Below are 23,914 nucleotides of genomic sequence, written 5' to 3'. Positions count from 1 at the left end.
GTCTGGCGGGGTGGTCGGGGACTGTGTCCCGGGGGGTCCGTCGGTCTGGCGGACAAGCGTCGCTCCTCGTTCAGTGTGTTTCAGGACAACGGTCACGGCCGGGGCCGGGTTCCCGGCTCGCTCTCCGTCGCCTCTTCCCTCACTTTCCGCCGTCGGCGGGCAGGGTGCCACCTGGTGCGTCGCTGGGGCACGGCGCCGAGCGGGCAGGCCTCCATGTGGGGGCACCGGGTCCCGCAGGGAGGCAGGGTGGTCTCGGTCTCGTCCTCCATGGCGGCGAAAAAGCGCCGTCCCTGGGCGGACTGGCGTGACGTGGACCAGCGGTAGTCCGGGCAGTCGGCCAGGACGCCGTGCACGGCGTGGCGTGCCAGGCCCTGGCCCTGCCAGTGCGCGGCGACGGCGATGTTGCTGATGTACCCGAGCCGGCACGGGTGGCAGACCTGGTAGTCGAGGCTGCCGATCCGGCGGTCGTCGGCGTCCAGTATGAGGACGGCCCGGCGGCCCGCGGGCAGCGTCTCGGCGACGCTTTGGAAGTGGACCGCGGGTGGCCGGGCCGGCGGGGTCACTCGGCCCGTCTCCCCGCTCCGCGCCCCTTGGCGAGGGCGGTCGCGTCCTGTCGGAAGGCCCATTCCATCTTGGGCTCCATGGCGAAGCGGAACATGCGCTGCACCGGTGGCGTGCACAGGAGCGTGATCACGGTGCCTGCGATGACGGTCACGGTGATCTCGCCGAGCGGCCGGTGCATCCAGTCGGCCTCGTACCAGTCCCAGAAGCGGGATCCCTTGGCCAGGAAGCCGTGCAGGAGATAGCCGTAGAGCGTCCCGGCGCCCAGGGCCGTGAACCAGAGCTTGCGGCCCGGCACCCACGCGAAGAAGCACGCCACGAGCACCAGCGAGCAGCCGAACATGGCCAGCGTCATCACGCCGCCCGACCAGCCGGGCGCGACCAGTTCCTGGGCGCTGTCACGCCGGTAGAACCACGCGGCGTTCATCCGCGGGGCCGCCCAGTAGGCGAAGAGCAGCGCCAGGGCGAAGACCGGCAGGGCCAGCAGGCGGGCCTCCTTGCGGCGCACCAGCTGGAAGTGTTCGGGCTTCAGGACCAGGCCGAGGACGAAGAAGGGCAGGAACTGCAGGACGCGCTGGAGGTCGAGGTCGTCGCCGATGTCCGGGGACACCGACGCGAGGACGGCGATGGCCAACGCGAGCGGCAGGGGCCAGCGCACGACCTTCCAGATCGGGGTGGTCAGCCGCCAGATGAACAGCGCGGCCAGGAACCAGGTCAGGTACCAGGGGTCGAGCAGGCTGATGGGGTAGTCAGGGTCGCCGCCCGCCCACCGCTTGAAGAAGGTGTACGCCACTTCGAAGATCACGTACGGCACCGCGACCCCGGTGACCAGACGTTTGATCCGGTTCGGGCTCGCGTCGAAACTGCGGGAGAAGTAGCCGGAGATGACGATGAAGGCCGGCATGTGGAAGGTGTAGACGGTGATGTACAGCGCTGCGGCAGCCCTGCTGTCACCGCGCAGCGGCTCCCACGCGTGGCCCATGGCGACGAGGACGATCGCCAGATACTTGGCGTTGTCGAAGAACGCGTCGCGCCGCTTGGCGGGTTGCGCCACCTCCGCCGCCGTACCGGTACCGGGAGTCGACCCGGCCGCCTTGGCGGTACCGGAGGCCAACCCGGCACCGGAGTCCCGCCCGGGTTCCGCGTCGAGGGCCGGTGACCGGGCGGTGAAGGGCCGCTGAGGAGGAAGGGGCATCGCATGACGGCCGGCCGACCGTGACGTCTCGTTCAAGATGCCTCCCACAGTGAACCTGGGCCTGCGAGGTCGCGTCTGACAAGGAATACGGGTGTTGCGTCGTCGCAGCACATCTCCGGCACCATAGCCATACTTCTACAACCGCGTAAAACCCCACTGGTGGTGGGCTCGCCCACGCGGGACATGCGTCACACGTGACGGCGGCCGGACAGCCGGTCCTGTTCGGCGCCGAAACGCGGAGGGCCGGCCCGACACCGTGGTGTCGGGCCGGCCCTGTCCAACGACCCATCCCCCACGGGGTGCCGGGTCGCGCGCGGACGATTCAGTCCGTGCCGAACTCCATCGCGGCGCGGTCCAGCATCTCGTCCTCCGCGGAGACCTGACCGCGCGAGGCGATGGCCTCGGCGCCGCCCTGCGGCATCTCCGGCATGGTGCCGATGAGGCCGGTCGCGGCGGCCTGCGCGGCGCCGATGGACGGGTTCGCGGTGCCGATCAGGCCGAGGCCCGCGTACTGCTCCAGCTTGGCGCGGGAGTCGGCGATGTCGAGGTTGCGCATGGTCAGCTGGCCGATCCGGTCCACCGGGCCGAACGCGGAGTCCTCGGTGCGCTCCATGGACAGCTTGTCCGGGTGGTAGCTGAACGCCGGGCCGGTGGTGTCGAGGATCGAGTAGTCCTCGCCGCGCCGCAGCCGCAGGGTGACCTCGCCGGTGACGGCGGCGCCGACCCAGCGCTGCAGCGATTCGCGGACCATCAGGGCCTGCGGGTCCAGCCAGCGGCCTTCGTACATCAGCCGGCCGAGGCGCCGGCCCTCGTTGTGGTACTGCGCGAGGGTGTCCTCGTTGTGGATCGCGTTGACCAGGCGCTCGTACGCGGCGTGCAGCAGGGCCATGCCCGGCGCCTCGTAGATGCCGCGGCTCTTGGCCTCGATGATCCGGTTCTCGATCTGGTCCGACATGCCCATGCCGTGACGGCCGCCGATGGCGTTGGCCTCCATCACCAGGTCGACGGCGGAGGCGAACTCCTTGCCGTTGATCGTGACGGGGCGGCCCTGGTCGAAGCCGATCGTCACGTCCTCGGCGGCGATCTCGACCGAGGGGTCCCAGAACCGCACGCCCATGATGGGATCCACGGTCTCCACGCCGGTGTCCAGGTGCTCCAGGGTCTTGGCCTCGTGGGTGGCGCCCCAGATGTTGGCGTCGGTGGAGTACGCCTTCTCCGCGCTGTCGCGGTAGGGCAGGTCGTGGGCGACCAGCCACTCCGACATCTCCTTGCGGCCGCCGAGCTCGGTCACGAAGTCCGCGTCCAGCCAGGGCTTGTAGATCCGCAGGTTCGGGTTGGCCAGCAGGCCGTACCGGTAGAACCGCTCGATGTCGTTGCCCTTGTAGGTCGAGCCGTCGCCCCAGATCTGCACGTCGTCCTCGAGCATCGCCCGGACCAGGAGGGTGCCCGTGACGGCGCGGCCCAGCGGCGTGGTGTTGAAGTACGCGCGTCCGCCCGAGCGGATGTGGAACGCCCCGCAGGTGAGCGCGGCCAGGCCCTCCTCGACCAGCGCCGCACGGCAGTCGACCAGGCGTGCGACCTCGGCACCGTAAGCCTTGGCGCGACCGGGCACCGAGGCGATGTCGGGCTCGTCGTACTGCCCGATGTCGGCGGTGTAGGTGCACGGGACGGCACCCTTGTCGCGCATCCACGCGACGGCGACAGAGGTGTCGAGACCGCCGGAGAAGGCGATGCCGACGCGCTCGCCGGCGGGAAGGGAGGTGAGGACCTTAGACATAGGAAGAGTATGCATCATCACGCATGGTCATGCAAAGACGATGCACGAAAGCCACCTCCCGTACCCGCGGTCGCGGTCAGGCGGCTCCGTCGAACGGAGTGATACGGCGGTAAGCGGCCCGCGCGTACCAGACCCGGGCCGTCGCCGTGCCGACGAGAGCGGCCGCCAGCAGACATCCCACCCAGCCGGGGTCGCGGTGCCCGGCCCAGGAGAGCTCCCCGGTGGGGTGGGCGGCGAAGACGTTCAGCAGGGCCCAGCAGAGCAGGGCCGTGCCCGGTGCCGCGACGAACCGGCCGAGCATCCCGAGCAGCGCTGCCAGGACGGAGAGGGCGGCGAGGGCGAGTCCGGTGCGGTCGAGGGCGCCGAGCAGGTCGAACGCGATCACCAGCACCAAGGAGCCCGAGCAGGCCGTCGTCCAGACGAACGGTGTGGCCATGGGTTCGGGCACGGGCCGTGCGCCCTTGGTGATGTACCGCCACTCCAGCACCGTCGTCCTCCCCACCGCCGGGCACCGGGTACGACACCGGCCCCCGGCCTCTCCCCGGCCGAATCCACGTGCGACGGGACCGGCGCACCGGCGAGAACGACAGGCGTGGTCCGTCGGGTGATTGTCCCACCCCGCCTCCCGAACGCCGAGATCGGTGTTCCCTACAGCCGTCGCACACGCGGGATTCGGCCAGGTCCGAGGGTCAGTAGAGCTTGTTCACGGCCTTGGCGGTCGTGGTCTTGAAGTCGGCGACCTGGGCGTCGGCGAAGCCGCCCATCTGACCCCAGTGCACGATCGTCACCGTCCTGCCGTCCCGCCCGACGGAGAACATGTTGATGTCCGAGGCACCCCACGTGGCGGTCGTGTGGAAGCCGTAGACGTGGGCACCCTCCTCGGCGTCGACCTTGCCGTAGTACTTCTGCTTGGCCGTGATGTCGGGGTTCTCCTGCATCACCTTCTTCGCGCAGCCTTCGAGGTCCTTGCGCACCAGGGCGGCGAAGTCCTTGGCCCGCTGTGTGTCGCGCTCGACGACGGTCACCTGCAGTGCGTTGGTGTCGAGGTCGGTGCGGTAGGCACGGTGCACGGACGTCGACGGCAGCGCCTCGCCGACACACATCGGCAGCGGGTCCGGCTGCCCGGCCGTCACCGGCCCGGCGGTCCATGCCGACGACGCGTGCGGCGGCAGCTCGGCCGCGGACAGGAATCGGGGCGTACCGGCCGCGGACGCCGGCACCGTCCCGACGGCCACGCCTGCCGCCGCCAGCGCGGCCCCCATGACGAACAGTCCCTTGTTCACGCGCTTGTTCATCTCCACTTGCTTCCCCCAGCTCATTTGGTCGGCCTGCTTGTCCGGGCGGTCACAGCCGCCCTTTGATCCCACGCCCCGTACGACCCGCGACCCGGCACGGTCGTTGCCCTCGCCCACGTCACAGCTCTGTCTTGCATGTCACCGAACAGCAACAGCGCGGCAGCGTACGGGAGTCGGCACCCGCCGGAGCACACGTGCGGAGCCTGGCAGTCCGCATCCCGGGGGTGACGGCGCGGCGGTGTGCGGGGCGGCGTCTGGCCCGGCGGCCCGCGCCCCCAGTCCGCGCCCGGCCTGTGACCATCCCACGATTCACTCGTTTGATGGAGGTCAGGACGCAACGTCGTCAGCCTTCGGAAGGCCCTTTGATCGATGAGCACATCGCAACGGCGCTGGGCGAAGGGATCCGAGCCCGTGGCCCTCGACCATGCCGAGGCCGTCATCGTCGACCAGTACACCCGGCTCGTACGCCTCGCCTATCTCACCCTCCCCAGCACCCTCACGCGCCATCGGCGCGTACTCGTCGCACACTCCCTGGTGCAGCGCGCCCTGCCCGGATTCCGGTCCCGGCGGACCGTGTCGCGGATGTCGAAGATCCCCCCACCGCGGTCCGGGGACGGCGCACCGCGGGCGACGCCCGCGGACGCGGCACGCCCAGAACCCGAACGGACGGGTACGGGGCGATCACGCGCGCCCTGGACGGGGGCGTCCTGGATGACGGCGCGGGTCCTGTGTGCGGCACTGGCCCATGAGCAGCGGCCTCGCGGGTGGCCGCACCGGCTGCCGCCGCCTCGTGCGCTGCACCCCACGCTCCCGGTCGTCTGGGGGCTGCGGCTCTTCCCGCGCGCCGGTGGCACCGAGGAGATCGCACTGGCGCAGTTGCTCTCGGAGGTCTCCGGCCCCGCCCGCGCGGCGTTCGTGCTGTGCAGGCTCGACGGGCTCCCCCGGCCCGAGGTCGCGGAGCTGCTCTCCGCCGCCGGTGTCTCCGACGCACGGGAGGCACTGGAGACCGCCGGCCGTGTCGAGGAGTCGGTGGGCGAGGCGGCGGGGGCTCTGCTGCAGTCCCAGGAGTTCGACGCCTGCTCCGTCCAGACCCGGCCCACCGACCTGCTCCGGCGCAGACGACGGTTCCGGCTCGTCTGCTGCGCCGCGGGGATCGCCGCCGTCAGCGCCGTGGCCCTCTCCATGCTCCCCGCCGTCCACAAGGACGCACCGGAGCGCCCCTCGGGCGGGCGCCCCGCGATCAGCGCCGCCGCCCTGCTCCGCACCTCGCCGGACGCGTGGTCGGACACCTCGCGGGTGGACTTCACCGCCTGGCCGGCCCGCGGTTCCCACGTCGACGACCGCGCCCTGCTCACGCGTGCGCTGTCCGTCTGGAGCGATCCTCCGCACGGCACCCGCGTGGGCGCCGCTCCGGCCAGCACCACCGAACCCCCTTCCGGGACGACCCAGTTGCTGTACGCGGGGGTCGTGGGCGAGGAGGCGGTCGTGCTGTTCACCGACGGCCGCCGCGTGGTCCGTTACGGCGAGCCGGTCTCCCCCTCGGAGCCTGCGACGCTCGACTTCTCACGCGCCGACGACTCCGACGTGACCACGGCGGCGGCGCTCGCCGTCAGCCGCAAGGACGGCAGGGTCCGCTACCTCACCGCCCCGTGGATCGATGAGGCCCGGACGCGCGACCTGCTGCGCCCCAACGCGCCGGGGGGCCCGCTGGACGTGTCGGACGAAGGACTCACCGACCCGGTCGGCGCACCGTCCGCCTCGGGGGCGTGCGACAGCGTGCCCGTGATGCAGCTGCGGTCGTCCTCGAAGATCGTGGAGAAGCACGCCTTTCTCGTCACCGACCTGGGCGACCTCACCGCGGCCCACATCAGTTACACCCCGCTGCCCGGTTCCGGCGCGCCGAGCCGTCAGCCGCGCGAAGCCACCAGTGGTGCGGCGCTGGTGAGTTGGGCCCGGGGCGCGTGCCACCTCGCGGAGCTGCGGGGCAACGGCGTACGGTCCGTCAACCGGTGGGACTTCGCCGAGCAGGACCTGCCCGAGAACGGTGGCCGGGCCGTGTGGTCGTGCGCGCGCACCTCGACCTGGCGGGGCCCCGGCGACGTACAGCTGCAGTTCCGTACGTCCGCCGAGAGCGCGACGGCACCGGCGAAGGTCGTCGGGCGTGCCCGGTCGACCGCCGCCTGCAGCCGGTTCGGCCAGCACGTCGTGGCCAGCACCCGCTGGACGGCGGGTTCGGGGCACCGCTACCTCCTGGCCGCGGGCAGCCGTGACGTCACCCGCATCTCCGTCACCGGGAAGGTCGACACCGAGAAGCGCGGCCGCACTCTGGCCGTACGGGCCCCCAAGGACGCCCGGGTGACGGTGCGGGCACGCCTGAGGGACGGCGAGGAGCTGGCCGAGGTGGGTGCCGAGTCGCCGCGCCGGAGCGGCCGTTCGGGTCCGGCCACGGAGAGCTGACCAGCCAGGGTCTGTCCCACCCCGTGCGTGCGCAGTGGTTCACTGTGGGGGACGTCATGATCACCCAGGGGTGTGATTCCGGGGCCGCAGCGGCTTTACTCACGGCATGACCGACACGAATGGACTGCTGGCCGGCAAGGCCGTAATGATCACGGGGGCGTCGAGCGGGATCGGCGCGGCGGCGGCCCGCCTGTTCGCCGCCGAGGGGGCGGCGGTCCTGCTGATGGCCCGCCGCGAGGACACGCTGAAGCAACTCGCCCAGGAGATCAAAGAGGCGGGCGGCCGGGCGGCGTTCAGCGCGGGGGACGTCGCGGTCGCCGACGATGTGCAGCGCGCCGTCGACGCGACGCGCGAGCACTTCGGCGCCCTGGACGCGGCCTTCAACAACGCGGGTTTCGCCGGTGGCGACCTGTCGCCCCTGCACCAGCTCGACCAGGACGTCTTCGAGCGCACGATGGACGTGAACGTACGCGGCACCTGGAACTGTCTGCGTTCCCAGATCCCGGTGATGCTCGAGGCCGGCAAGGGCGCGATCGTCAACACGTCGAGCACCGCGGCCATGGTGGCCACCGGCGCTCCCGTGCCCTACGTCGCCGCGAAGCACGCGGTGCTGGGCATGACGCGGGCCGCGGCGGCCGAGTACGCGGCGCACAACATCCGCGTCAACACGCTCGTCGTCGGCACCACGCGGACGGAGATGATCGAGCACGCGGTCGAGGCGTACCCCGAGATGGAGGAGGTGTTCGTCGCCCGCCAGATGCAGAAGCGCATGGCCGAGCCGGTCGAGATCGCCCAGGCGGCCCTCTGGCTCTGCAGCGACCGCTCCTCGTTCTCCACGGGCACGGCCCTGGCCGTGGACGGCGGTCTGACGTCCAACTGACGCGAGGTGCGAAGGGGGCGGGCCGGGGGTCCGCCCCCTTCGCCATGAGTCGTGTGCCGTGGCAGACGTACGGAGTCTTCCGGAGCGGCCTTCCCCGATCCGGGTGGCATCTACACGTAACTGTGAGCCACCTCTCAGAGTGTTCGCTCAGCGGACACTCTGCCCTAGGGTATCCGGGTGCTGTCAGATAGATGGCCCACGCAACTTGTGTGCGGTCCTCCACGCTGCCCGCACGCCTGAGCCGGCCTGAAGCGAAGACGTGGACGGCCGGCCCCGCACCGCCCGCATACGGGCGTGCCGCTTCTGTTCTTCCGCTGTGACGCGTGCGCGTGCCTACGGCTCCGGCAAGCTGCGGCGCGTCCCGAGCCACAAGGACACATTCATGGCGTCTAGCCTGACGAAGGACGCGCCCGTCTCGGGCGGGAAGACCTTCTTCGGCCACCCCCGCGGCCTGGCCACGCTGTTCATGACCGAGATGTGGGAGCGCTTCAGCTACTACGGGCTGCGCGCGCTACTGGTCATCTACCTGATATCAGGCGGTGCCGACGCCAAGGTCGGCTCCCAGGGCGGTGGACTCGCCTACGACGCGGCCACCGCCACGGCGATCTACTCGGTCTACGTCGCGATGGTCTATCTGCTGGCCATGCCCGGCAGCTGGTTCGGAGACCGGGTGTGGGGGCCGCGCAAGACCGTGGCCATCGGCGCGGCCATCATCATGGTCGGCCACCTGTGCCTGGCCGTCCCCGGTTCGGCGGGCTTCTTCGTCGGCCTCTCCCTGGTCGCTCTCGGCTCCGGTCTGCTCAAGAGCAACATCTCCACCATGGTCGGGCAGCTCTACTCCGACAACGACGTGCGCCGGGACGGCGGCTTCACCGTCTTCTACATGGGCATCAACGTCGGCGGCTTCCTCGCCCCCTACGTGATCGGCACGGTCGGGCAGACCGTCAACTGGCACCTCGGGTTCGCCCTCGCGGCGGTCGGCATGGCCCTGGGCCTGACCCAGTTCCTGCTCGGCACCCGCCATCTGCCCGAGCACTCCGATGTCGTGGTCAACCCAACCAGCGCCGCCGAGAAGAAGAAGCTGGCCGTCAAGTCCCTCACCTGGGCCGCCGTCGCCGCCGTGTTCTACGCCGTCGTCGTGGCAAGCGACCACTTCACGATCAACTGGGTGCTGCTGCCCCTGACGGTGGCCGGCCTGGTCATCCCGGTGCTGGTCCTGGTCCGGATCAAGCGGGACAGCGACCTGACGGCGACCGAGCAGTCACGGATGACGAGCTTCATCTGGATCTTCGCCGCTGCCGCCGCGTTCTGGATGATCTACGACCAGGGTGCGTCCACCGTGCAGGCCTTCGGCGAGACCAAGGCGAACAACGCCGTCTTCGGCTGGGAGATGCCCTCGACCTGGTACCAGTCGTTCAACTCGTTCTTCATCATCCTGCTGGCCCCGGTGTTCGCGGCTCTGTGGACGGTCCTGATCCGGCGTGGCCGGGAGGCGCGCACGATGTCGAAGTTCGCCTTCGGGCTGTTCTTCATCGCACTGTCGTTCTTCTCGTTCTGCATCCCGCTCACGCAGGCCGCCGACGGTGCCCATCCGACGATGTGGTGGATCGTCCTGCTCTTCTTCGTGCAGACCATCGGCGAACTGTGCCTCTCCCCCGTGGGCCTGTCCGTCTCCACCAAGCTGGCCCCCGCCAAGTACGCCTCCCAGCTGCTGGGTGTGTGGTTCCTGGCCGTGACGGCCGGTGACTCCGTGACCGGCCTGCTCGCCATCGCCGGTGTCGACCTGTCCGGCGTCGGCGTGGTCGCGGCGGAGGCCGCGCTCGCCGTCCTCGCCGGCCTCGGGCTGCTGCTCACCCGCAAGAAGGTGTCCGCCTCGATGCAAGGGGCCTGACACCGCTCATCCGGCTCACAGGCGCCGCAGGGGCCGAAGGAGCACAGTGCACGACGAACCGTGGCAGCGGCTGCTGGCCGCCTTGGACGCCATCGAAGCGATCCCGGATCCCGAGGAGCGTGTCCGCGTCCAGAGCGCGGCCTCCGGCGAAGTGCGTCGGCGCAGCAGCGCCTGGGCCGACGAGCGGGCGGCCCTCTCTCGCGACCTGCGGGACTCCGGCTCCTCCGTACGCGCGACAGCCGGCCGTCTGGGCGTGCACCCCACGACGGTCCAGGACGCCCTGCGGGGCTACAAGGGGTCCGGCAGGGACCGGTCGAACAGGGCCTAGAAGTCCCATGAAAATGTTGGGCTGTTCTGGCCCTCGATCATGAGGTTCGGGGCCAGGCTGGTAGGGCCGACCTGCGGGCCACCCTCACCGCGGCCGGACACCGCCTGCTGGTCAAGCCCCCGGCCCTGAAACCGGCCGTCCCGGGCGGCTTCACCCTCGACGACTTCCACATCAACGCGGCCACCGACACCGTGACCTGCCCTGCCGGACACACCACCGTCCTGTTGCCCCAGGGCGGCAGCCATCAGCAGCGCAAAGCCTGGTTCACCGCGAACCAGTGCACCGCCTGCCCGTTCAAGGCCCGCTGCACCACCGCGAAAGGCGGCCGGGTGGTCACCTGGCGCCCCCACCACGACCTGCAGCAAGCCACCCGCCACCAGGCAGCGACCGACCCCGACTGGCAGGCCGACTACCGGCGTTGGCGCCCCGCGGTCGAGCGGGTCATCGCCTGGCTCGTGGCCCGCGGCAACCGCCGCCTGCCCTGCCGCGGCTGGATCAACGGCGAACGCTGGATCCACCACCGGGCCGCCGCCCTCAACCTCCGCCGCCTGACCAACCTCGGACTTGACCACCGCAACGGAACCTGGACCCTGGCCCCGGCAACCCCCTGACCAGCACCAACCGAGCCACCTGGCTACACAACAAAACGACTTCCGAACAAGATTTTCACGAGGCTTCTAGGCGCGTTGGTCCGCAGGGTTGCCCCGTGGGCCCTCCACGGTGCGGCCCGGGGCGGGCCAGCGCGGGTGGCGGGCGTCGATGACGTAGTCGTGTGTGTGCTGCCAGCCGTGCGGGCCCGCGTGGGCGTCGGCGAGGTGGGGGTCGCCGACGGGCGGGGCGGCGTGCAGGTGGGTGAGGCGGGCCGGGTCGCGGGCCGGCCACGACAGTGCGGCCGCGGTCGCGGCGGCGAGCGCCACCGCGGTGAGCGTCGCGGTGGCCGCGGTCATCCCCGAAGCCGTGGCCAGCCAGCCCGCGAGGGGGTAGGTGAGCAGCCAGCAGCTGTGGGACAGGGCGAACTGGGCGGCGAACGCCGCGGGCAGGTCCTCGGGCGCGGCCGAACGGCGGATCAGCCGGCCGACGGGGGTCAGAACCATCGACGAGCCCACGCCGAGAAACCCCCAGGCGACCAGCAGGCCCGTCCAGGACAGCTTTCCGTGCGCGAGGCCCAGCGTGAACGCGGCGAGCACGGCGCCGAGGACGAACCCGGCGGACAGCATCACCGAACGGTCGCTGAAGCGCTCCAGAGCGCGCGGCAGGACCAAGGCCGCCACCATCGATCCCGCCCCGAACGCGCCGAGGGCCAGCGACACGTCACCTGCTCCACGGTGGAGGTGGTCACGGACGAGCACCACGGTGTCGACGACGACCAGGGCCCCGGAAGCGGCGGCGGCGAGGTCCAGCGCGAGCAGGGCCCGCAGCCGGGGCGTGGCCCAGTACAGGCGCGTGCCGAACGTCGCCTTGGCGTAGATGCCGCCGCCGCGCTCGACGGGACGCGGGGCGGGCAGGGCGACCGACACGACCAGCGTCGCGGAGGCGAGGAACCCGATGGCCGTGCCGGTGAACAACCAGTTGTACGTGGTCAACGCGAGCAACGCGGCGGCGAGTACCGGACTGAGCAGGCTCTCCAGGTCGTAGGCGAAGCGGGACAGGGACAGGGCACGGACGTAGTCGCGCTCGTCGGCCAGGATCTCGGGGACGGCGGCCTGGAAGGTGGGCGTGAAGGCCGCCGACGCGGCCTGCAGCAGGAAGATCAGGATGTACACCTGCCAGACCTGGTGCACGAAGGGCAGGGCGAGCGCGATGCCGGCACGGGTGACGTCCATCGCGACAAGGAGTGTGCGGCGCGGCACGCGTTCGGCGAAGACGCCGATCACCGGGGCGAGGCCCACGTAGGCAACCATCTTGATGGCCAACGCGGTGCCCAGGACCGCGCCGGCGTCCCCGCCCGCGAGGTCGTACGCCAGCAGGCTCAGGGCCACGGTGGCCAGGCCCGTGCCGGCCAGGGCCACGACCTGGGCGGTGAACAGGCGGCGGTAGGTGCGGTTTCGGAGGACTGAGCGCATGACGGCGTCCCCTGGGTCGGCGGCCCGGACCTCTGCACCGTAGATGACGTGTGCGCATCTGCGCACACGTCATGAGTGAAAATGCCGGAAACTCAGAGGTGCCACGGTTCGCCGGTGACCTGATGGTCCGCGTGGTTCAGCGCCTCGGTGACCAGGCGGCGCAGGTGACCGTCGCGCAGCGAATACACCATGCGGCGCCCGTCCTTGCGGGCCTGGACGAGCCCGGCGAGCCGGAGCTTGGCCAGATGCTGGCTGACGGCGGGCCGCGCCGCCCCGCTCACGGTGGCCAGTTCCGTCACGTCCGCCTCTCCCCCGGCAAGCACCCACAGAAGATGCAGGCGGGTCGGGTCGGCGAGCAGCGCGAACACGGTCGTGGCCGTCTCCAACTGCTCCTTGCCCGGTCCCTGTTGGTGCCCATGGTGTGCAGGTGAGGACTTATCGCGCGCCGGCATGGCCTCATCGTAGAACCGCACGCCATGGATAATCGGTGCGGCCGGGGAGTCACGGTGCGGTCCCGTCGGGCGGTTCGGCTCGGGACCGACGGAGGGGATGGGTAGTGGAGCAGTGGCCCGAGGGCCCCGCGGCCGATTCGGAGGCAGCACGGGAGCGCTACGACTCCGACCTGCGGACGGCACGCGAGCAGGCGCGCGAGGCAGTGCGCGCCGACCTGCCTGCCGCGCACTTCGGCCTGGGCATCGTGTGCGTCGCGAGCGTGGTCGCGGGTTTCGCAGCGGGGCCCTTGGTGGGGGCACTCGTGGGTGGAGCGTTCACCGTGTCGTTTCTCGTGACGCTGGCGGTCACGCACCTGCGAGGCGTCCGGGGTGCGGACGCCCTGCGGCGGACCTACCTCTTCGTCTTCGGGTGGGCGAACTGGGTGTAGGAGCAGCCGTCGCACCGGCCCCTCGCCGGCGAGGAGAGCCGACCGTGCCGACGGGCGTGCCGGCAGCCGGTCAGGCCTTGGTCTCCGGCGCCTCGGTGGAGGCCACCGGTACGGCGGCCGCGGCGGGGGCCGGCCGGACTCCGGTGGGACGGACCGGGATGAGCGCGGCCACGACCGCGGCTGTCAGGGCCACGCCGGAGCCGATCGCCATCGCGGCGCGGAAGCCGCCCTCCGAGGGCAGCGCGTAGCCGCCGAAGTCGGTGGTCAGTTGGGCCAGGACGACACCGATGACGGCGGCGGAGACCGAGCTGCCGATCGACCGCATCAGGGTGTTGAAACTGTTGGCCGACGCGGTCTCCGAGGGCGGGACCGCGCCCATGATGAGCGCGGGCATCGCGCCGTAGGCGAACCCGACGCCCGTGTTGCAGACGATGGTCACGATCAGCAGGCTCCACGGGGAACCGGAGCTGATGAGCGGCAGCGCGAGGCCGTAGCCGACGGCGATCACCAGACTGCCCACCGCCAAGGTGACCTTGGGACCACGGGCGGCGGAGAGCTTGGCGCCCAGCGGCGACATGGCCATCATCATCAGTCCCGCGGGCGCCATCCACAGTCCCATGGCGATCATCGACTGGCCCAGGCCGTAGCCGGTGGCTTCGGGGAGCTGCAGCAGTTGGGGCACGACGAGGGACTGGGCGTACATGGAGAACCCGACCAGGATCGAGGCCACGTTCGTCATCAGGACCTGGGGGCGCGCGGTGACGCGCAGGTCGACCAGCGGTTCGCTCAGGCGCAGTTCCCACCAGGCCCAGGCCAGCAGCGTGACGACCGAGGCGGCGAACAGGCCCAGCGTGGTGGCGCTGCCCCAGCCCCAGTCTGCGCCCTTGGAGACGCCGAGCAGCAGGCAGACCAGACCGGCGCCGAGGCCGACGGCGCCGAGCAGGTCGAAACCGCCGGGCGCGGTGTTCTCCCGGTCCGCGGGGACGAAGGTACGGATCAGCGTGCCGACGGCCAGAGCCAGGGCGGCGACGACCCAGAACAGCACGCGCCAACTGGCGTTCTCCGCGATCGCGGCGGCGAGCGGCAGGCCGAGCGCGCCGCCGACCCCCATGGAAGCACTCATGATCGCGATGGCGGAGCCGAGCCGCTCCGGGGGCACCACGTCGCGCAGCAGGCTGATGCCGAGCGGCACGACACCCATGCCCATGCCCTGCAGACCGCGGCCGACGATCATCGGGACGACGGAGGAGGACAGGGCACACACCACGGAGCCGGCCAACAGCGGTATCAGGGAGGCCAGCAGCATGCGGCGCTTGCCGAACATGTCACCGAGGCGGCCGGCGACAGGGGTCGCGACGGCGGCGGCCAGCAGGGTCGCGGTGATGACCCACGAGGCGTTGGAGGCGGAGGTGCCGAGCAGTTCGGGGAGTTCCGCGATCAGGGGCACGACCAGGGTCTGCGTGATCGCGGCGATGATGCCCCCGGAGGCGAGGATGCCGACCACGACGCCCGGGGTCGTCGCCGGTTGCGCACTGGTCTTCGGTTGCGCACTGTCCACGGGTGCTCCTAGGTGCCGTGCCGTGGCACGACACCACGGAATCGATGTGTACGGTACACGAGCTATGCATCATGCACGTCACGTGCGCCATGCGCATGATGTGCTAGATGCATACAATCCGTGATACATCTACTGCGAGGCGGCCGTCTCGACCGGGAGGCAAGCCCGGGAGCCGAAGGGAACCTCGCATGGAAAAGCCGCTGGATCAGATCGAGTTCGAGACCATGCTCCTCGGCCGGCACATGAGCCTGATCACCTCCCGCGGCGGCACGCGTCTCGACCGCAGTGCGTACATCATCCTCAGCAGGATCCTGACCGAAGGGCCCATGTCCATCGGCCAGTTGCGCGATGCCTTCGGTCTCGACACCTCGACCCTGAACCGCCAGACCGCCGCCATGGTGCGGGCCGGAGTCGTCGAGCGCATCCCCGACCCCGAGGGCGGCATCGCCCGCAAGTTCGCCATCACCTCGGAGGGCGGGCGGCGCCTGGACGACGACCGGTCCGAGAACGTGACCGGCCTGGCGAAGGTCCTCGCCGACTGGACGCCCGAGGAAGCGGCCCAGCTCGCGGAGTGCCTCGGCCGCCTCAACCGCGACATCGAGCGCCTCGACGGACGGCCGTGGCCGCGCGACTGAACCGCGGGCGGGACCCGGAGGAACGGGGCCGGAGACACCGGAGGCGCCGGGTCAGTCCCGGTACGCGTCCCCCGCGAGCCGCACGAACGAGCGGATGAGCGGATTCGTGTCGTCCCGTTTCCACGCGGCCACGACACGGCTCGGCGGCATGTCGACGAGCGGCACCACGACCAGCCCCTCTCCCGGATCGTGGTGCAGAAGCGTCATGCCGACCGTGCCGTTCCACAGGACGGCCTGTCGGCACTCCGCCACGGCCCGCACCACCGGCCCCTCGCGGGGTTCCCCGCCGTGCCAGTACGTCCGCCAGGCGGAGTCGGTGCCCTCCGGGAACGCGAACCATCGGCGGTCGGACAGGTCGGACAGTTTCAGACGGTCGTGACGGGCCAGCGGATCGTCGCTCCGCAACAGCACACCTACCGGGTCGGCACGCAAGGGCCGCACGGTCAGACCCGCCTCGTCGAACGGCCCCCGCGTCAGGGCGACATCGACGAGACCGGCGTGCAACCCGCAGGTGGGATCGGTCAGATCGGTCTCGCGGACGCGGACTTCGACGTGCGGGTATCTGCGGCGGTAGACGTCGGCCAGCCGGGTGGCGCCCGGGTCGGCGGTGTCCCCCAGGATTCCGACGGTGAGGCTCGCCGCGCCCGCCGCCGCGGCCACGCGCACCCGTACCCGGTCCGCGTGCTCGAGCAGCGAGCGCGCCTCGTCGAGGAGCACCGCGCCCACCGGCGTGAGCGTGACGCCCGAGGGCGCCCGGTCGAAGAGCGCGGCCCCGACCTCCGTCTCCACCTGCTTGACCGCCCGGCTCAGCGGCGGCTGGCTCATGTGCAGGCGGGCGGCGGCCCGGCCGAAGTGAAGTTCCTCGGCAACGGCGACGAAATAGCGCAGCGTCCGTAGCTCCATGCTGCGACGATACCCACGCGGTATCGGGAACGAAGAACAGGTCTTGGACAGTCGCGGCGCCCCGGCAGTGGAATCGAGGCATGCCCGACGAGCCGGAGAACAAGACCATGCACAAGACCACTCAGCCGCCCACTTTCGAGCCTGCCGCTCCCGCGCATCCCGCCGCCTCCGAGCCCGCCGCCACCGTGTCGGTGGTCGGCCCGGACGGCGGCGAGACGATCGTGCTGGGCACCACGCGCCTGCGCATCCTCGAGGACGGCAGCAACACCGGGCACCGGCTCGGCGTCGCCGAGTCCGTCCTCGCGCCGCACACGCCGGGCCCGCCGCAGCATCGTCACGCCCAGCACGACGAGGGCTTCTACGTCGTCTCCGGTACGGTGCGCTTCACGGTCGGCGAGACGGACCACGACGCGGCCGCGGGCACGCTCGTGATGGTTCCGCCCGGCGCACCGCACACCTTCGCCAACGTGACCGACCAGCCCGCCGTCATGCTCAGCACGTTCACACCGGATCTGTACGTGCAGTACTTCCGCGACCTGCAGGACATGATCGCGGGAGGCCAGGCACTGACCCCACAGGCGAACATCCAGGTGATGAGCCGTTACGCCACGGAGCCCGCGCGCCCCGCCCCGCGGACGCGATCGTGAACATCGTCTACTGGTTCGTCGCGGTCCCGCTCGCCCTGTTCTACCTCTACGGGGGCGGGCTGAAGGTGGCCTGGAGCCGGGAACGGCTCCTGCCGATGATGGCCTGGGTGGACAGCATGCCGATGTCCGCCGTGCGAACGATCGGCGTGCTCGAACTGCTCGGCGCGATCGGGCTGCTCGCCCCTCCGCTGACCGGCATCGCCCCCTGGACGGCCCTGGCCGCGGCCACGGGATTCGTCATCCTGCAAGTGGCCGCGGCCAGGGTCCACCTGCGACGCGGAGATCGCCGGATCGCCCTCAACCTCACGCTCGTGACCACCGCGGCCGTGACCGCCTTGACCTCGACGACATGGCTCTGACATCCCGCAGGTGACTGTCTGGCCGGCGCGGGTTCACCGACCTGAGCGAAGGGGGCCGGGATGCCCCGGCCCCCTGGATGAGGGATGGGTGCTCAGCAGGCGTCGATGTAGCGGATGCCGGCCCAGTTGCCGCTGGGGTCACCGTAGGGCGCGCCCGGCGTCGTGTAGACCAACTGCTTGTTGGCGTCGTACATCTTGGCCTTGGTGCCCCTGGACTGGTTGTTGTACCAGGAGCCGCCGGTCCTGGCCTGGATCTGCTGCAGGTAGCAGTCCTTGAACTTGAACACCAGGTGTGAGTAGTTCCTCCCCGAGTAGCCGCAGAAGTAGTACGCCGGGCAGTCGGCCGGAGCCGCCGTGATGCGGGCGCCTGCTCCCTGTTCCCCGGCGGTCGAGGCCGTGGCGGCGGGTACGGCGAACGCACCCGCACCCACCAGGACCGCTGATGCTGCGCCTATCGAGATGCGCGACCGAATGTTCACTCTGACGCTCCTCTTGTCTGCCGAGGCGTACGTCTTCACGCCGTACGCCAGTTGTCCGGTGACGCACGTACTCTCCGAAGTGGAGGACGCGGGGCCCGCGATGGGGCGAAGTGCGCCGTCCGAGCACTGTCGAACAGTCCGGTTCACTGCTTTCGCCCGGTCGGCCGTGCCGCTCATACTCGAACCCCGCTGACGCTCGCCACAAACGATTCGGTTCAGGTCGAACCGTCGCCGCACACCGGCTGACGGGGCGGAGTATGAGCCGAACCGGCACGGCCCAAGGGGGATGGGTGACCGCATGCTGCGTCTTCACTTCACCGCGGAAGATCTGCTGAGGGTGTCCTTCGCGACGGAGCCGGCCCCGTTGATGGAATTGGCCCTGGCCCTTGCCCTGCTCCAACAGCGCTGGGTTCCTCCCGTGCTGAGCACGTGGCAGCGCCGGACCCGGCAGACGTTCCCCACCGGCGCGCGAGCACTGATGTCCCTCGTCCCGCCCACCGCTCTCGGCCCCGTATTCCTCGACCCTCTCAGCCAGGGGCTGGAGGACGGGCTGGACACCGTTCGCTCCAGCCCTCCCGCGCTGGTCCGGTCCGAGCTGGACCGTGTCTTTCCCACCGGCCGACCGGTGACACCCTGGGTACGCCAACTGGCCGACCAGGACCGGGAAGCCTGGCACCTGCTGGAAGCCGCACTGCGTCACGCCTACAGTGCCGTCCTCGCCGACGCATGGGCCCACATCCGGGTCGCCTTCGATGTCGAACGGGCCTGGCGCACACGTCTGTTGGCGGGACGCGGCATCGGTTCAGTGCTGGCCGGACTGGGCCCCGGCGGGCGGTGGCACGGCACCACGCTGATCTACGACTGCCCCGAGGAGGCGGAACTGCGCCTGACCGGCCATGGTGTGGCGTTGCTCCCGTCCACTCTGTGGCGCGGCCGGCCGCTGGTGGCCCCGCGCGCTGACGGCCCCAGCGTCCTGGTCTACGCGGCGGCGACCCCTCTCCCCCTGCTCGGCACCCCCTCCGGCCACGACTCGCGCCACGCCCTGGCCGCACTGCTGGGCCGGACCCGCGCGGCCATCCTGCAACTGCTCGTGCGGCAGTACACGACCAGCGAGATAGCCAAGCAGCTGGACATCGCCAAGTCCTCCGCCTCGGAACACACCAAAGCCCTGCGCGAGGCCCGACTGATCTCCACCGGCCGCAGCGGCAAGGCCGTCTGGCACCTGTGCACTCCGCTGGGACTCGACCTGCTGGCCGGACTGTCCGGTGATTCCTGGACGTAGGACCGACTCGCCCCCGGAGCCGCCTCACCCCTCCCGCGCCGTCAACCGGTCGAGTTCTGCGCCGAGTTGAGACCGCAGCGCGTCATGCCGGGGCGCCAAGGCGCGGTGCTCGTCCGGCCAGTTCTCGCGGGGGTGGAGCCAGACCGGCATGCCCACCAGGCCGGCCGGCTCCCATCCGAAGCGCGGCCACACATGGGCGTGGAGGAATGCGTCGGTGTTGCCGAGGATCTCCAGGTTCACCCGGCGGAATTCCGGGTCGCGGCGACGGCAGACGTTCTCCACGGCCTCGCCGAGCGCGTCCATGTCGCAGAGGAACGCGAGCCGTTTCGCCCTCGGGAGGTCGGACAGCCGCTCGACCCGCGGATCGTCGGCCAGGAGAACGCAGTAGCCCGGCAGGAACTGTACGTCTCCGATCACCGCGAACCCCGCCCTCAACCTCCGCACCACGGTGGGGTTCTCGCCCTGCAGAGCACTTCCGATCCGGTCCCGGCGCCACTCGCTCGTCATGCGGAGAATCTACGCAAGGGCATTCACCGTGCGCCTTCGTCCCCCTCTGGGCGCTTGCCCATCAGGCGGTACATGCCGATGGAGTCGTGCGTGGCGGTGTCGGCGAAGCCGAACTTCTCGTAGAGGAAGCGCGCCGGGCCGTCCGCGATCAGCGATACGTAAGCGGTGGCGGGCGCGCGGCGCTCCAACTCCTCGGTGAGCGCGGCCATGATGAGCTTGCCGAGCCCGCGCCCCTGGTGTGCCGGGTGGACGCAGATGTCGACGATCTGGAAAGCCGTGCCGCCGTCACCGATCACGCGGCCCATGCCGATGGGCTCCCCCTCGTACCTGAGGACCACCCCGTGCCACGTGTGGGGCAGGGCCAGTGCCACCGCTTCGGGATCCTTGTCCGAGAGGCCGGCATCGGTGCGCATGCGGCGGAAGACCTCGACGGAAGGCACCCCCACGGTGATTTCGTAAGGGTTACTCATGCTATTCATGGATTACATAGTAGGGCTGTCGGGGCGGTGACGGGACCGCGGTGGACCCGCCGCGTCTCGCGCGGCCCGGCGCCCCGTCGGCACGCGCAGCGCGTCACGGCAGCCCGCTCCGGCGAGCGGATGCGCCGCGGGCACATGCGCGGGGCAGTGCCGTAGTCACGGGGTGGTGAAGCCGCGGCAACGAACGCGATGGCACCGGTGTCCGGATGCCCGTCGAGCCCGTTGCCCAGGCATGCAGACATCAGGCGATTCCGGGGAACACGCGCAGCTGCTGGGTGCCTACTGGCTGGAGGCCTCCCAGTGGGCGCACAGCACGTGCTGCGTGTGCGAGGGCCTGCCCGGCCAGGAGCCGGCGCCGGGGAGCACCGCAGTGACGTTCCCCTGGAGCCGTGCCGTGATGCTGAGCCTGGCCGCCGCGTCCATCGTCGCGGCGACGCTCCTCGTGTCCCAGTGATCGTGTCCCGGTGACCGTGCGGGCTCAGGCGCCGCCCGGCCGGTGCGCTTAGCCCGGCAACGGGCCCAGCCCGGCGGGCGGCGGCAGCGGCCCGTGCTCCCCTGCTCGAAAGGCCTGGAAGAGGTAGGCGAGCAGCCGACGGGAGGCGGCGAGGGCGATCTCCCGAGGCTGCCCGGCGAGACCTCCGTGTGCCAGGAGCAGCAGTGTGATGTCGGCGGGGTCGAAGTCCGCACGCAACTGACCCGCCTCCCGGGCACGCCGGACCAGCAGCGCCAGGCCCTCTTCGGCGCAGGCCCGTTCGTGGGCGTGGTCCAGGGCGTCGGGGAACCGCGTGATGAAGACGGAGGCGAAGCCGCGGTCGGTCACCTGCGTGGCGCACACCTTCTCCAGGAGCACATACAGGCCGTGTCCGGGATCGGGGTCCGCCAGGGCCTCGTCGAAAGCCGCCGCGCACACGGTGAGCTGTTCGGCGAAGGCGGCCTCGACGAGCGCGGCGCGGGTGGGGAAGCGTCGGTACAAGGTCGCCACGCCGACGCCGGCGCGGCGGGCGACGGTACTCATGGGGACATCGATGCCCTGGGTGGCGAACGCCTCGCGCGCGGCCTCGACGATGCGGTCCCGGTTGCGCCGGGCGTCTGCCCGCAGGTCGGCCCGCTCCGCGCCGGAAGGCGCGTCGCCAATGTCATCCGAGGGATTGTGAGACGACTGAGCAGGCATTGTTTCTCACTTCGCGGCAAACGGACGGTGTCATCCACTTACGGGTCTAGCGTGACGTTACCAGCGGGCGCCCACAGCGCCTTCGCGGCTGTCCCGACTGCTCCGCGACCGCGGCAGCCGCGGATGACCCCGCCTTCGACACGCGACCCAGGACGAGACCATGAACGACATGCGCGCGGCCCTCTTCGACCGCTACGGCCCTCCGGACGTCCTCTACGTCGGCAGGGTGCCGAAACCGACGATCACTCCCGACCAGGTACTGGTACGGGTGGACACCGTCGGCCTCAACGGCGGCGAGCTGCTCCTCCGCTCGGGAAAACTGCGCCTGATGTCCGGGCGTACGTTTCCGAAATCCGGTGGAGTCGACTTCGCCGGCGAGGTGGCCGAGGTCGGCTCACGGGTCACCGGAGTACGTGAAGGGGACCGGGTGTGGGGGCTGTTGGGGCGCAGGACCGGCAGCATGGCGGAGTACGTCGCCGTGCGCCCCCGCCAGATCGGGCGTGCCCCGATGAACCTCACCCCGGAGGAGGCCGTCTCGCTGCTCGCCGGCGGGACCACCGCGGTGACGGCGCTGCGCGAGAAGGCCGCCGTCCAGCCGGGTGAGCGTCTCCTGGTGCGCGGGGGAAGCGGCGGCGTCGGCAGTGTCGCCGTGCAGATCGGTCGCCTCTTCGGCGCCCATGTCGTGGCTCTCGCGGGTGCGGGGAACCTCGATTTCGTGCGCGCCCTGGGCGCCGACGAAGCACTGGACCACCGCGCCACTCCCCTGGACCGGCTCGGCCGCTTCGATGTCATCGTGGACACCGCGGGATCTCAACACACCCGGCTCCGACGCCTGTTGGCACCCGGCGGGCGCATGGTCGCCGTCGCGCCGGACGGCGACAGGCCCTTCGCCTTCCTCGCCGGGGTCCTCGCCTCGACGGTCCACGGCACCGGGCGCATCCGCTTCTTCAGCGGCAACCCCGACACCGCCGAACTGACCGAGATCGCGCGCTACGCGGAGCGCGGCGACATCGTCCCCGTCGTGGACACCGTCCACCCTCTCGACCACATCGCCGACGCCCACAGGGCGCTGGAGGCCGGCGGCGTCCGCGGCAAGCACGTCATCCGGATCGCATGAGCGGGAGGGCCGTTCGTCGCCTCGGCTACGCGCCCCAGCCGCCACCGACGGCCCTGCTGGACAGGTAGGAGTCGCGCAGCGCCTTGCGCAGACCGGGGACGACTCCGTCGAAATGAGCGGGCAGTGCCTTGAACGCCTGCTTGTGCTCCCGGCGTTCCTTCCCGCTGAACACGCTGGTCACCTCGACCTCGGCCGCGAACACGGCCATGGTCAGCTCGTCGATCGGGAGCGTCGCAGGTTCGGCACCGCCGAGCACGGCGGCGCGGACGCTCGCCTGGAGTTCGAGAACCTGCCGGGGGTCGTTGACGACGACCTTGTCGACGGGGACCAGGCCCAGTCGCTTCTCGTGCTCGACCGTGAGTGCGCCACTCGCGGCGAGCTGTTCGCGGACGGGCTTCTCCGCCCTGTGCGCCTGGGCGTGGATGAAGTGGAGCCAGCTCTTCGGCTTGTCCGCGGGGACGTCGCGCCAGACCGACGCCATGAAGTCGTCGGCCGGCGGCTCCGCGGGCAGTCGGACGACCTTACCGCCCTGCGGCGCGAGGAGGCCGTCGAGGGTGAGTCGGGTCAGTGCCCCGGCGCGCAGGAGTTGGCCGCGCCCCTGGAGGTTGGTGAGCTCGAACTTGCCTTTGTCCACGTGTAGCAGAGCAGGTAGAGGCTCTGGGGCAGTGACTGGTGCATCGGTACTCCTCAGGGTTCCCGGGGCGGGCGACAGGGGCGGCCGGGGCCTCAGGCCGATGCGTCGAGTTGTTCGCCCGCCGGGCTCTTCAGCCTCTTGGCCGAGCGGCGCCCTGCCCACAGGACCACCAACAGGCCAAGGGCGAGGAGCGGGTAGCCCATCGCGATCCGCGCGAAGGCCAGCCAGCCCGTCTTGTCCTCGTCGTAGAGCCACTGCCAGACGGCGAACCGCGTCGCGAAGACGCCCACCAGCGTCAGCGTGGCGATGTCGTAGTAGCGCCGCGAGGGCTTGTCCTTGAGCCAGGCGGTCCCGGTGCCGTTGAGCGCGCCCCAGACGATGCCGGCCAGTGGCCTGCGGACGAGGACCGACAGGAGGAAGACCACGCCGAGAGCGAGGTTGCTCCAGATCCCCGTCAGGAAGAAGCCCTTGGCCGAGCCGGTCTTCCAGGCCACGAACGAGGCGACGGCGACGCCGAACAGGCCGGACAGCGCGGGCTGGAGCGGTTCCTTGCGCACCAGCCTCAGTACCGCGATCGCCAGGGCGACGCCGACGGCGGTGCAGGTGGCGGCCGTCAGCCCCACGGAGGCGTTGGCGAGGATGAAGGCCACGATCGGCAGCATCATGTAGACGAGGCCGGTCGTTCCGCCCATCTGCTCCAGCGGCGTCGGTTTCGGCGTCGCCCGAGGTGCGGCGGGCGATTCGCTCGTGTTGGTGGTCAGGTGCGTCGTGTGCGTCGTGCGTACGGGTTCGGTCATCGGAATCAACTCACCATGC

27 protein-coding genes are annotated in these 23,914 nt (G+C 70.8%); 12 read left to right on the top strand and 15 right to left on the bottom strand.

What is annotated here, in order from left to right; all coding sequences use genetic code 11:
* Nucleotides 1–92: 92 nt before the first annotated feature.
* The 5 genes from ACZ592_RS34255 to ACZ592_RS34235 form a co-directional block, all read right to left on the bottom strand.
* On the bottom strand, nucleotides 93–563 hold the full coding sequence (locus ACZ592_RS34255; protein ID WP_471585603.1) for a GNAT family N-acetyltransferase: 471 nt from the start codon (nucleotides 561–563) through the stop codon (nucleotides 93–95).
* Nucleotides 560–1,756, bottom strand: coding sequence for an acyltransferase family protein (locus tag ACZ592_RS34250; protein ID WP_471585602.1), 1,197 nt, complete (start codon nucleotides 1,754–1,756; stop codon nucleotides 560–562). The genes ACZ592_RS34255 and ACZ592_RS34250 overlap by 4 nt, the downstream gene beginning before the upstream one ends.
* 322 nt (nucleotides 1,757–2,078) lie before the next feature.
* On the bottom strand, nucleotides 2,079–3,533 hold the full coding sequence (gene argG / locus ACZ592_RS34245; RefSeq protein ID WP_471585601.1) for an argininosuccinate synthase: 1,455 nt from the start codon (nucleotides 3,531–3,533) through the stop codon (nucleotides 2,079–2,081).
* Nucleotides 3,534–3,609: 76 nt separating this feature from the next.
* Entirely contained in the window at nucleotides 3,610–4,035 is a 426-nt protein-coding gene (locus ACZ592_RS34240; RefSeq protein WP_471585600.1) for a hypothetical protein, read from the bottom strand.
* A 187-nt stretch (nucleotides 4,036–4,222) separates the two neighbouring features.
* Complete coding sequence (locus ACZ592_RS34235; RefSeq protein WP_471585684.1) at nucleotides 4,223–4,828, bottom strand: hypothetical protein; 606 nt, start codon at nucleotides 4,826–4,828, stop codon at nucleotides 4,223–4,225.
* Nucleotides 4,829–5,197: 369 nt separating this feature from the next.
* Here ACZ592_RS34235 and ACZ592_RS34230 point away from each other — a divergent pair, with 369 nt between their 5' ends.
* The 5 genes from ACZ592_RS34230 (at nucleotide 5,198) to ACZ592_RS34210 (ending at nucleotide 10,995) form a co-directional block, all read left to right on the top strand.
* Nucleotides 5,198–7,285: a hypothetical protein gene (locus tag ACZ592_RS34230; RefSeq protein ID WP_471585599.1), complete on the top strand. Its 2,088-nt coding sequence runs from the start codon at nucleotides 5,198–5,200 to the stop codon at nucleotides 7,283–7,285.
* A 106-nt stretch (nucleotides 7,286–7,391) separates the two neighbouring features.
* On the top strand, nucleotides 7,392–8,165 hold the full coding sequence (locus ACZ592_RS34225; protein WP_471585598.1) for an SDR family NAD(P)-dependent oxidoreductase: 774 nt from the start codon (nucleotides 7,392–7,394) through the stop codon (nucleotides 8,163–8,165).
* Nucleotides 8,166–8,547: 382 nt separating this feature from the next.
* The gene (locus ACZ592_RS34220) at nucleotides 8,548–10,056 is read left to right on the top strand and encodes a peptide MFS transporter (protein WP_471585597.1); all 1,509 of its coding nucleotides are present in this window, start codon (nucleotides 8,548–8,550) and stop codon (nucleotides 10,054–10,056) included.
* A 46-nt stretch (nucleotides 10,057–10,102) separates the two neighbouring features.
* Entirely contained in the window at nucleotides 10,103–10,384 is a 282-nt protein-coding gene (locus tag ACZ592_RS34215; protein ID WP_471585596.1) for a helix-turn-helix domain-containing protein, read from the top strand.
* Between the two features lie 191 nt (nucleotides 10,385–10,575).
* The gene (locus tag ACZ592_RS34210) at nucleotides 10,576–10,995 is read left to right on the top strand and encodes a transposase (protein WP_471585595.1); all 420 of its coding nucleotides are present in this window, start codon (nucleotides 10,576–10,578) and stop codon (nucleotides 10,993–10,995) included.
* A 66-nt stretch (nucleotides 10,996–11,061) separates the two neighbouring features.
* Here the strand turns inward: ACZ592_RS34210 and ACZ592_RS34205 are convergent, their stop codons facing one another.
* Both ACZ592_RS34205 and ACZ592_RS34200 read right to left on the bottom strand, forming a co-directional pair.
* Entirely contained in the window at nucleotides 11,062–12,447 is a 1,386-nt protein-coding gene (locus ACZ592_RS34205; protein ID WP_471585594.1) for an MFS transporter, read from the bottom strand.
* Between the two features lie 92 nt (nucleotides 12,448–12,539).
* Nucleotides 12,540–12,899 (bottom strand): ArsR/SmtB family transcription factor, encoded by a 360-nt coding sequence (locus ACZ592_RS34200; protein WP_471585593.1) that lies wholly within the window; start codon nucleotides 12,897–12,899, stop codon nucleotides 12,540–12,542.
* A gap of 104 nt (nucleotides 12,900–13,003) precedes the next feature.
* Here ACZ592_RS34200 and ACZ592_RS34195 point away from each other — a divergent pair, with 104 nt between their 5' ends.
* A complete protein-coding gene (locus ACZ592_RS34195) occupies nucleotides 13,004–13,327 on the top strand; it encodes a hypothetical protein (protein WP_471585592.1) in 324 nt (107 codons plus the stop codon).
* Nucleotides 13,328–13,397: 70 nt separating this feature from the next.
* On the opposite strand, the gene ACZ592_RS34190 is transcribed toward ACZ592_RS34195, so the two are convergent.
* Nucleotides 13,398–14,927, bottom strand: a complete 1,530-nt coding sequence (locus tag ACZ592_RS34190; protein ID WP_471585683.1) for an MFS transporter — start codon at nucleotides 14,925–14,927, stop codon at nucleotides 13,398–13,400.
* Between the two features lie 146 nt (nucleotides 14,928–15,073).
* Between ACZ592_RS34190 and ACZ592_RS34185 the strand changes: the two genes are divergently transcribed.
* Nucleotides 15,074–15,520, top strand: coding sequence for a MarR family winged helix-turn-helix transcriptional regulator (locus ACZ592_RS34185; RefSeq protein ID WP_471585591.1), 447 nt, complete (start codon nucleotides 15,074–15,076; stop codon nucleotides 15,518–15,520).
* Between the two features lie 51 nt (nucleotides 15,521–15,571).
* Here ACZ592_RS34185 and ACZ592_RS34180 read toward each other — a convergent pair whose 3' ends face one another.
* Nucleotides 15,572–16,423, bottom strand: coding sequence for a LysR family transcriptional regulator (locus ACZ592_RS34180; protein WP_471585590.1), 852 nt, complete (start codon nucleotides 16,421–16,423; stop codon nucleotides 15,572–15,574).
* Between the two features lie 191 nt (nucleotides 16,424–16,614).
* Here ACZ592_RS34180 and ACZ592_RS34175 point away from each other — a divergent pair, with 191 nt between their 5' ends.
* Both ACZ592_RS34175 and ACZ592_RS34170 read left to right on the top strand, forming a co-directional pair.
* Nucleotides 16,615–17,070, top strand: coding sequence for a cupin domain-containing protein (locus tag ACZ592_RS34175; protein WP_471585682.1), 456 nt, complete (start codon nucleotides 16,615–16,617; stop codon nucleotides 17,068–17,070).
* Nucleotides 17,067–17,429 (top strand): DoxX family protein, encoded by a 363-nt coding sequence (locus ACZ592_RS34170; protein ID WP_471585589.1) that lies wholly within the window; start codon nucleotides 17,067–17,069, stop codon nucleotides 17,427–17,429. The genes ACZ592_RS34175 and ACZ592_RS34170 overlap by 4 nt, the downstream gene beginning before the upstream one ends.
* A 92-nt stretch (nucleotides 17,430–17,521) precedes the next feature.
* Here the strand turns inward: ACZ592_RS34170 and ACZ592_RS34165 are convergent, their stop codons facing one another.
* A complete protein-coding gene (locus tag ACZ592_RS34165; RefSeq protein ID WP_471585588.1) occupies nucleotides 17,522–17,908 on the bottom strand; it encodes a hypothetical protein in 387 nt (128 codons plus the stop codon).
* Between the two features lie 298 nt (nucleotides 17,909–18,206).
* On the opposite strand from ACZ592_RS34165, the gene ACZ592_RS34160 reads away from it, so the two are divergent.
* Entirely contained in the window at nucleotides 18,207–19,190 is a 984-nt protein-coding gene (locus ACZ592_RS34160) for an ArsR/SmtB family transcription factor (RefSeq protein WP_471585587.1), read from the top strand.
* A gap of 24 nt (nucleotides 19,191–19,214) precedes the next feature.
* On the opposite strand, the gene ACZ592_RS34155 is transcribed toward ACZ592_RS34160, so the two are convergent.
* Together ACZ592_RS34155 and ACZ592_RS34150 are read right to left on the bottom strand one after the other, a co-directional pair.
* The gene (locus tag ACZ592_RS34155; protein ID WP_471585586.1) at nucleotides 19,215–19,697 is read right to left on the bottom strand and encodes a diadenosine tetraphosphate hydrolase; all 483 of its coding nucleotides are present in this window, start codon (nucleotides 19,695–19,697) and stop codon (nucleotides 19,215–19,217) included.
* A 23-nt stretch (nucleotides 19,698–19,720) separates the two neighbouring features.
* Nucleotides 19,721–20,176 (bottom strand): GNAT family N-acetyltransferase, encoded by a 456-nt coding sequence (locus ACZ592_RS34150; RefSeq protein ID WP_471585585.1) that lies wholly within the window; start codon nucleotides 20,174–20,176, stop codon nucleotides 19,721–19,723.
* A gap of 232 nt (nucleotides 20,177–20,408) precedes the next feature.
* Between ACZ592_RS34150 and ACZ592_RS34145 the strand changes: the two genes are divergently transcribed.
* Nucleotides 20,409–20,630 (top strand): hypothetical protein, encoded by a 222-nt coding sequence (locus ACZ592_RS34145; protein ID WP_471585584.1) that lies wholly within the window; start codon nucleotides 20,409–20,411, stop codon nucleotides 20,628–20,630.
* A gap of 48 nt (nucleotides 20,631–20,678) precedes the next feature.
* Here the strand turns inward: ACZ592_RS34145 and ACZ592_RS34140 are convergent, their stop codons facing one another.
* Complete coding sequence (locus ACZ592_RS34140) at nucleotides 20,679–21,347, bottom strand: TetR/AcrR family transcriptional regulator (RefSeq protein ID WP_471585583.1); 669 nt, start codon at nucleotides 21,345–21,347, stop codon at nucleotides 20,679–20,681.
* 160 nt (nucleotides 21,348–21,507) lie between these two features.
* Between ACZ592_RS34140 and ACZ592_RS34135 the strand changes: the two genes are divergently transcribed.
* A complete protein-coding gene (locus ACZ592_RS34135; protein WP_471585582.1) occupies nucleotides 21,508–22,464 on the top strand; it encodes an NAD(P)-dependent alcohol dehydrogenase in 957 nt (318 codons plus the stop codon).
* A 25-nt stretch (nucleotides 22,465–22,489) separates the two neighbouring features.
* Here ACZ592_RS34135 and ACZ592_RS34130 read toward each other — a convergent pair whose 3' ends face one another.
* On the bottom strand, nucleotides 22,490–23,098 hold the full coding sequence (locus ACZ592_RS34130) for a GOLPH3/VPS74 family protein (protein ID WP_471585581.1): 609 nt from the start codon (nucleotides 23,096–23,098) through the stop codon (nucleotides 22,490–22,492).
* Nucleotides 23,099–23,190: 92 nt separating this feature from the next.
* Nucleotides 23,191–23,895, bottom strand: coding sequence for a DUF3159 domain-containing protein (locus ACZ592_RS34125; protein ID WP_471585580.1), 705 nt, complete (start codon nucleotides 23,893–23,895; stop codon nucleotides 23,191–23,193).
* Nucleotides 23,896–23,914 lie beyond the last annotated feature (19 nt).

The sequence above is a fragment of the Streptomyces sp. NPDC040622 genome (assembly GCF_055593965.1).
Note: the sequence above shows the minus strand (reverse complement) of the source record. Positions and strands in the feature narration are given on the sequence as shown.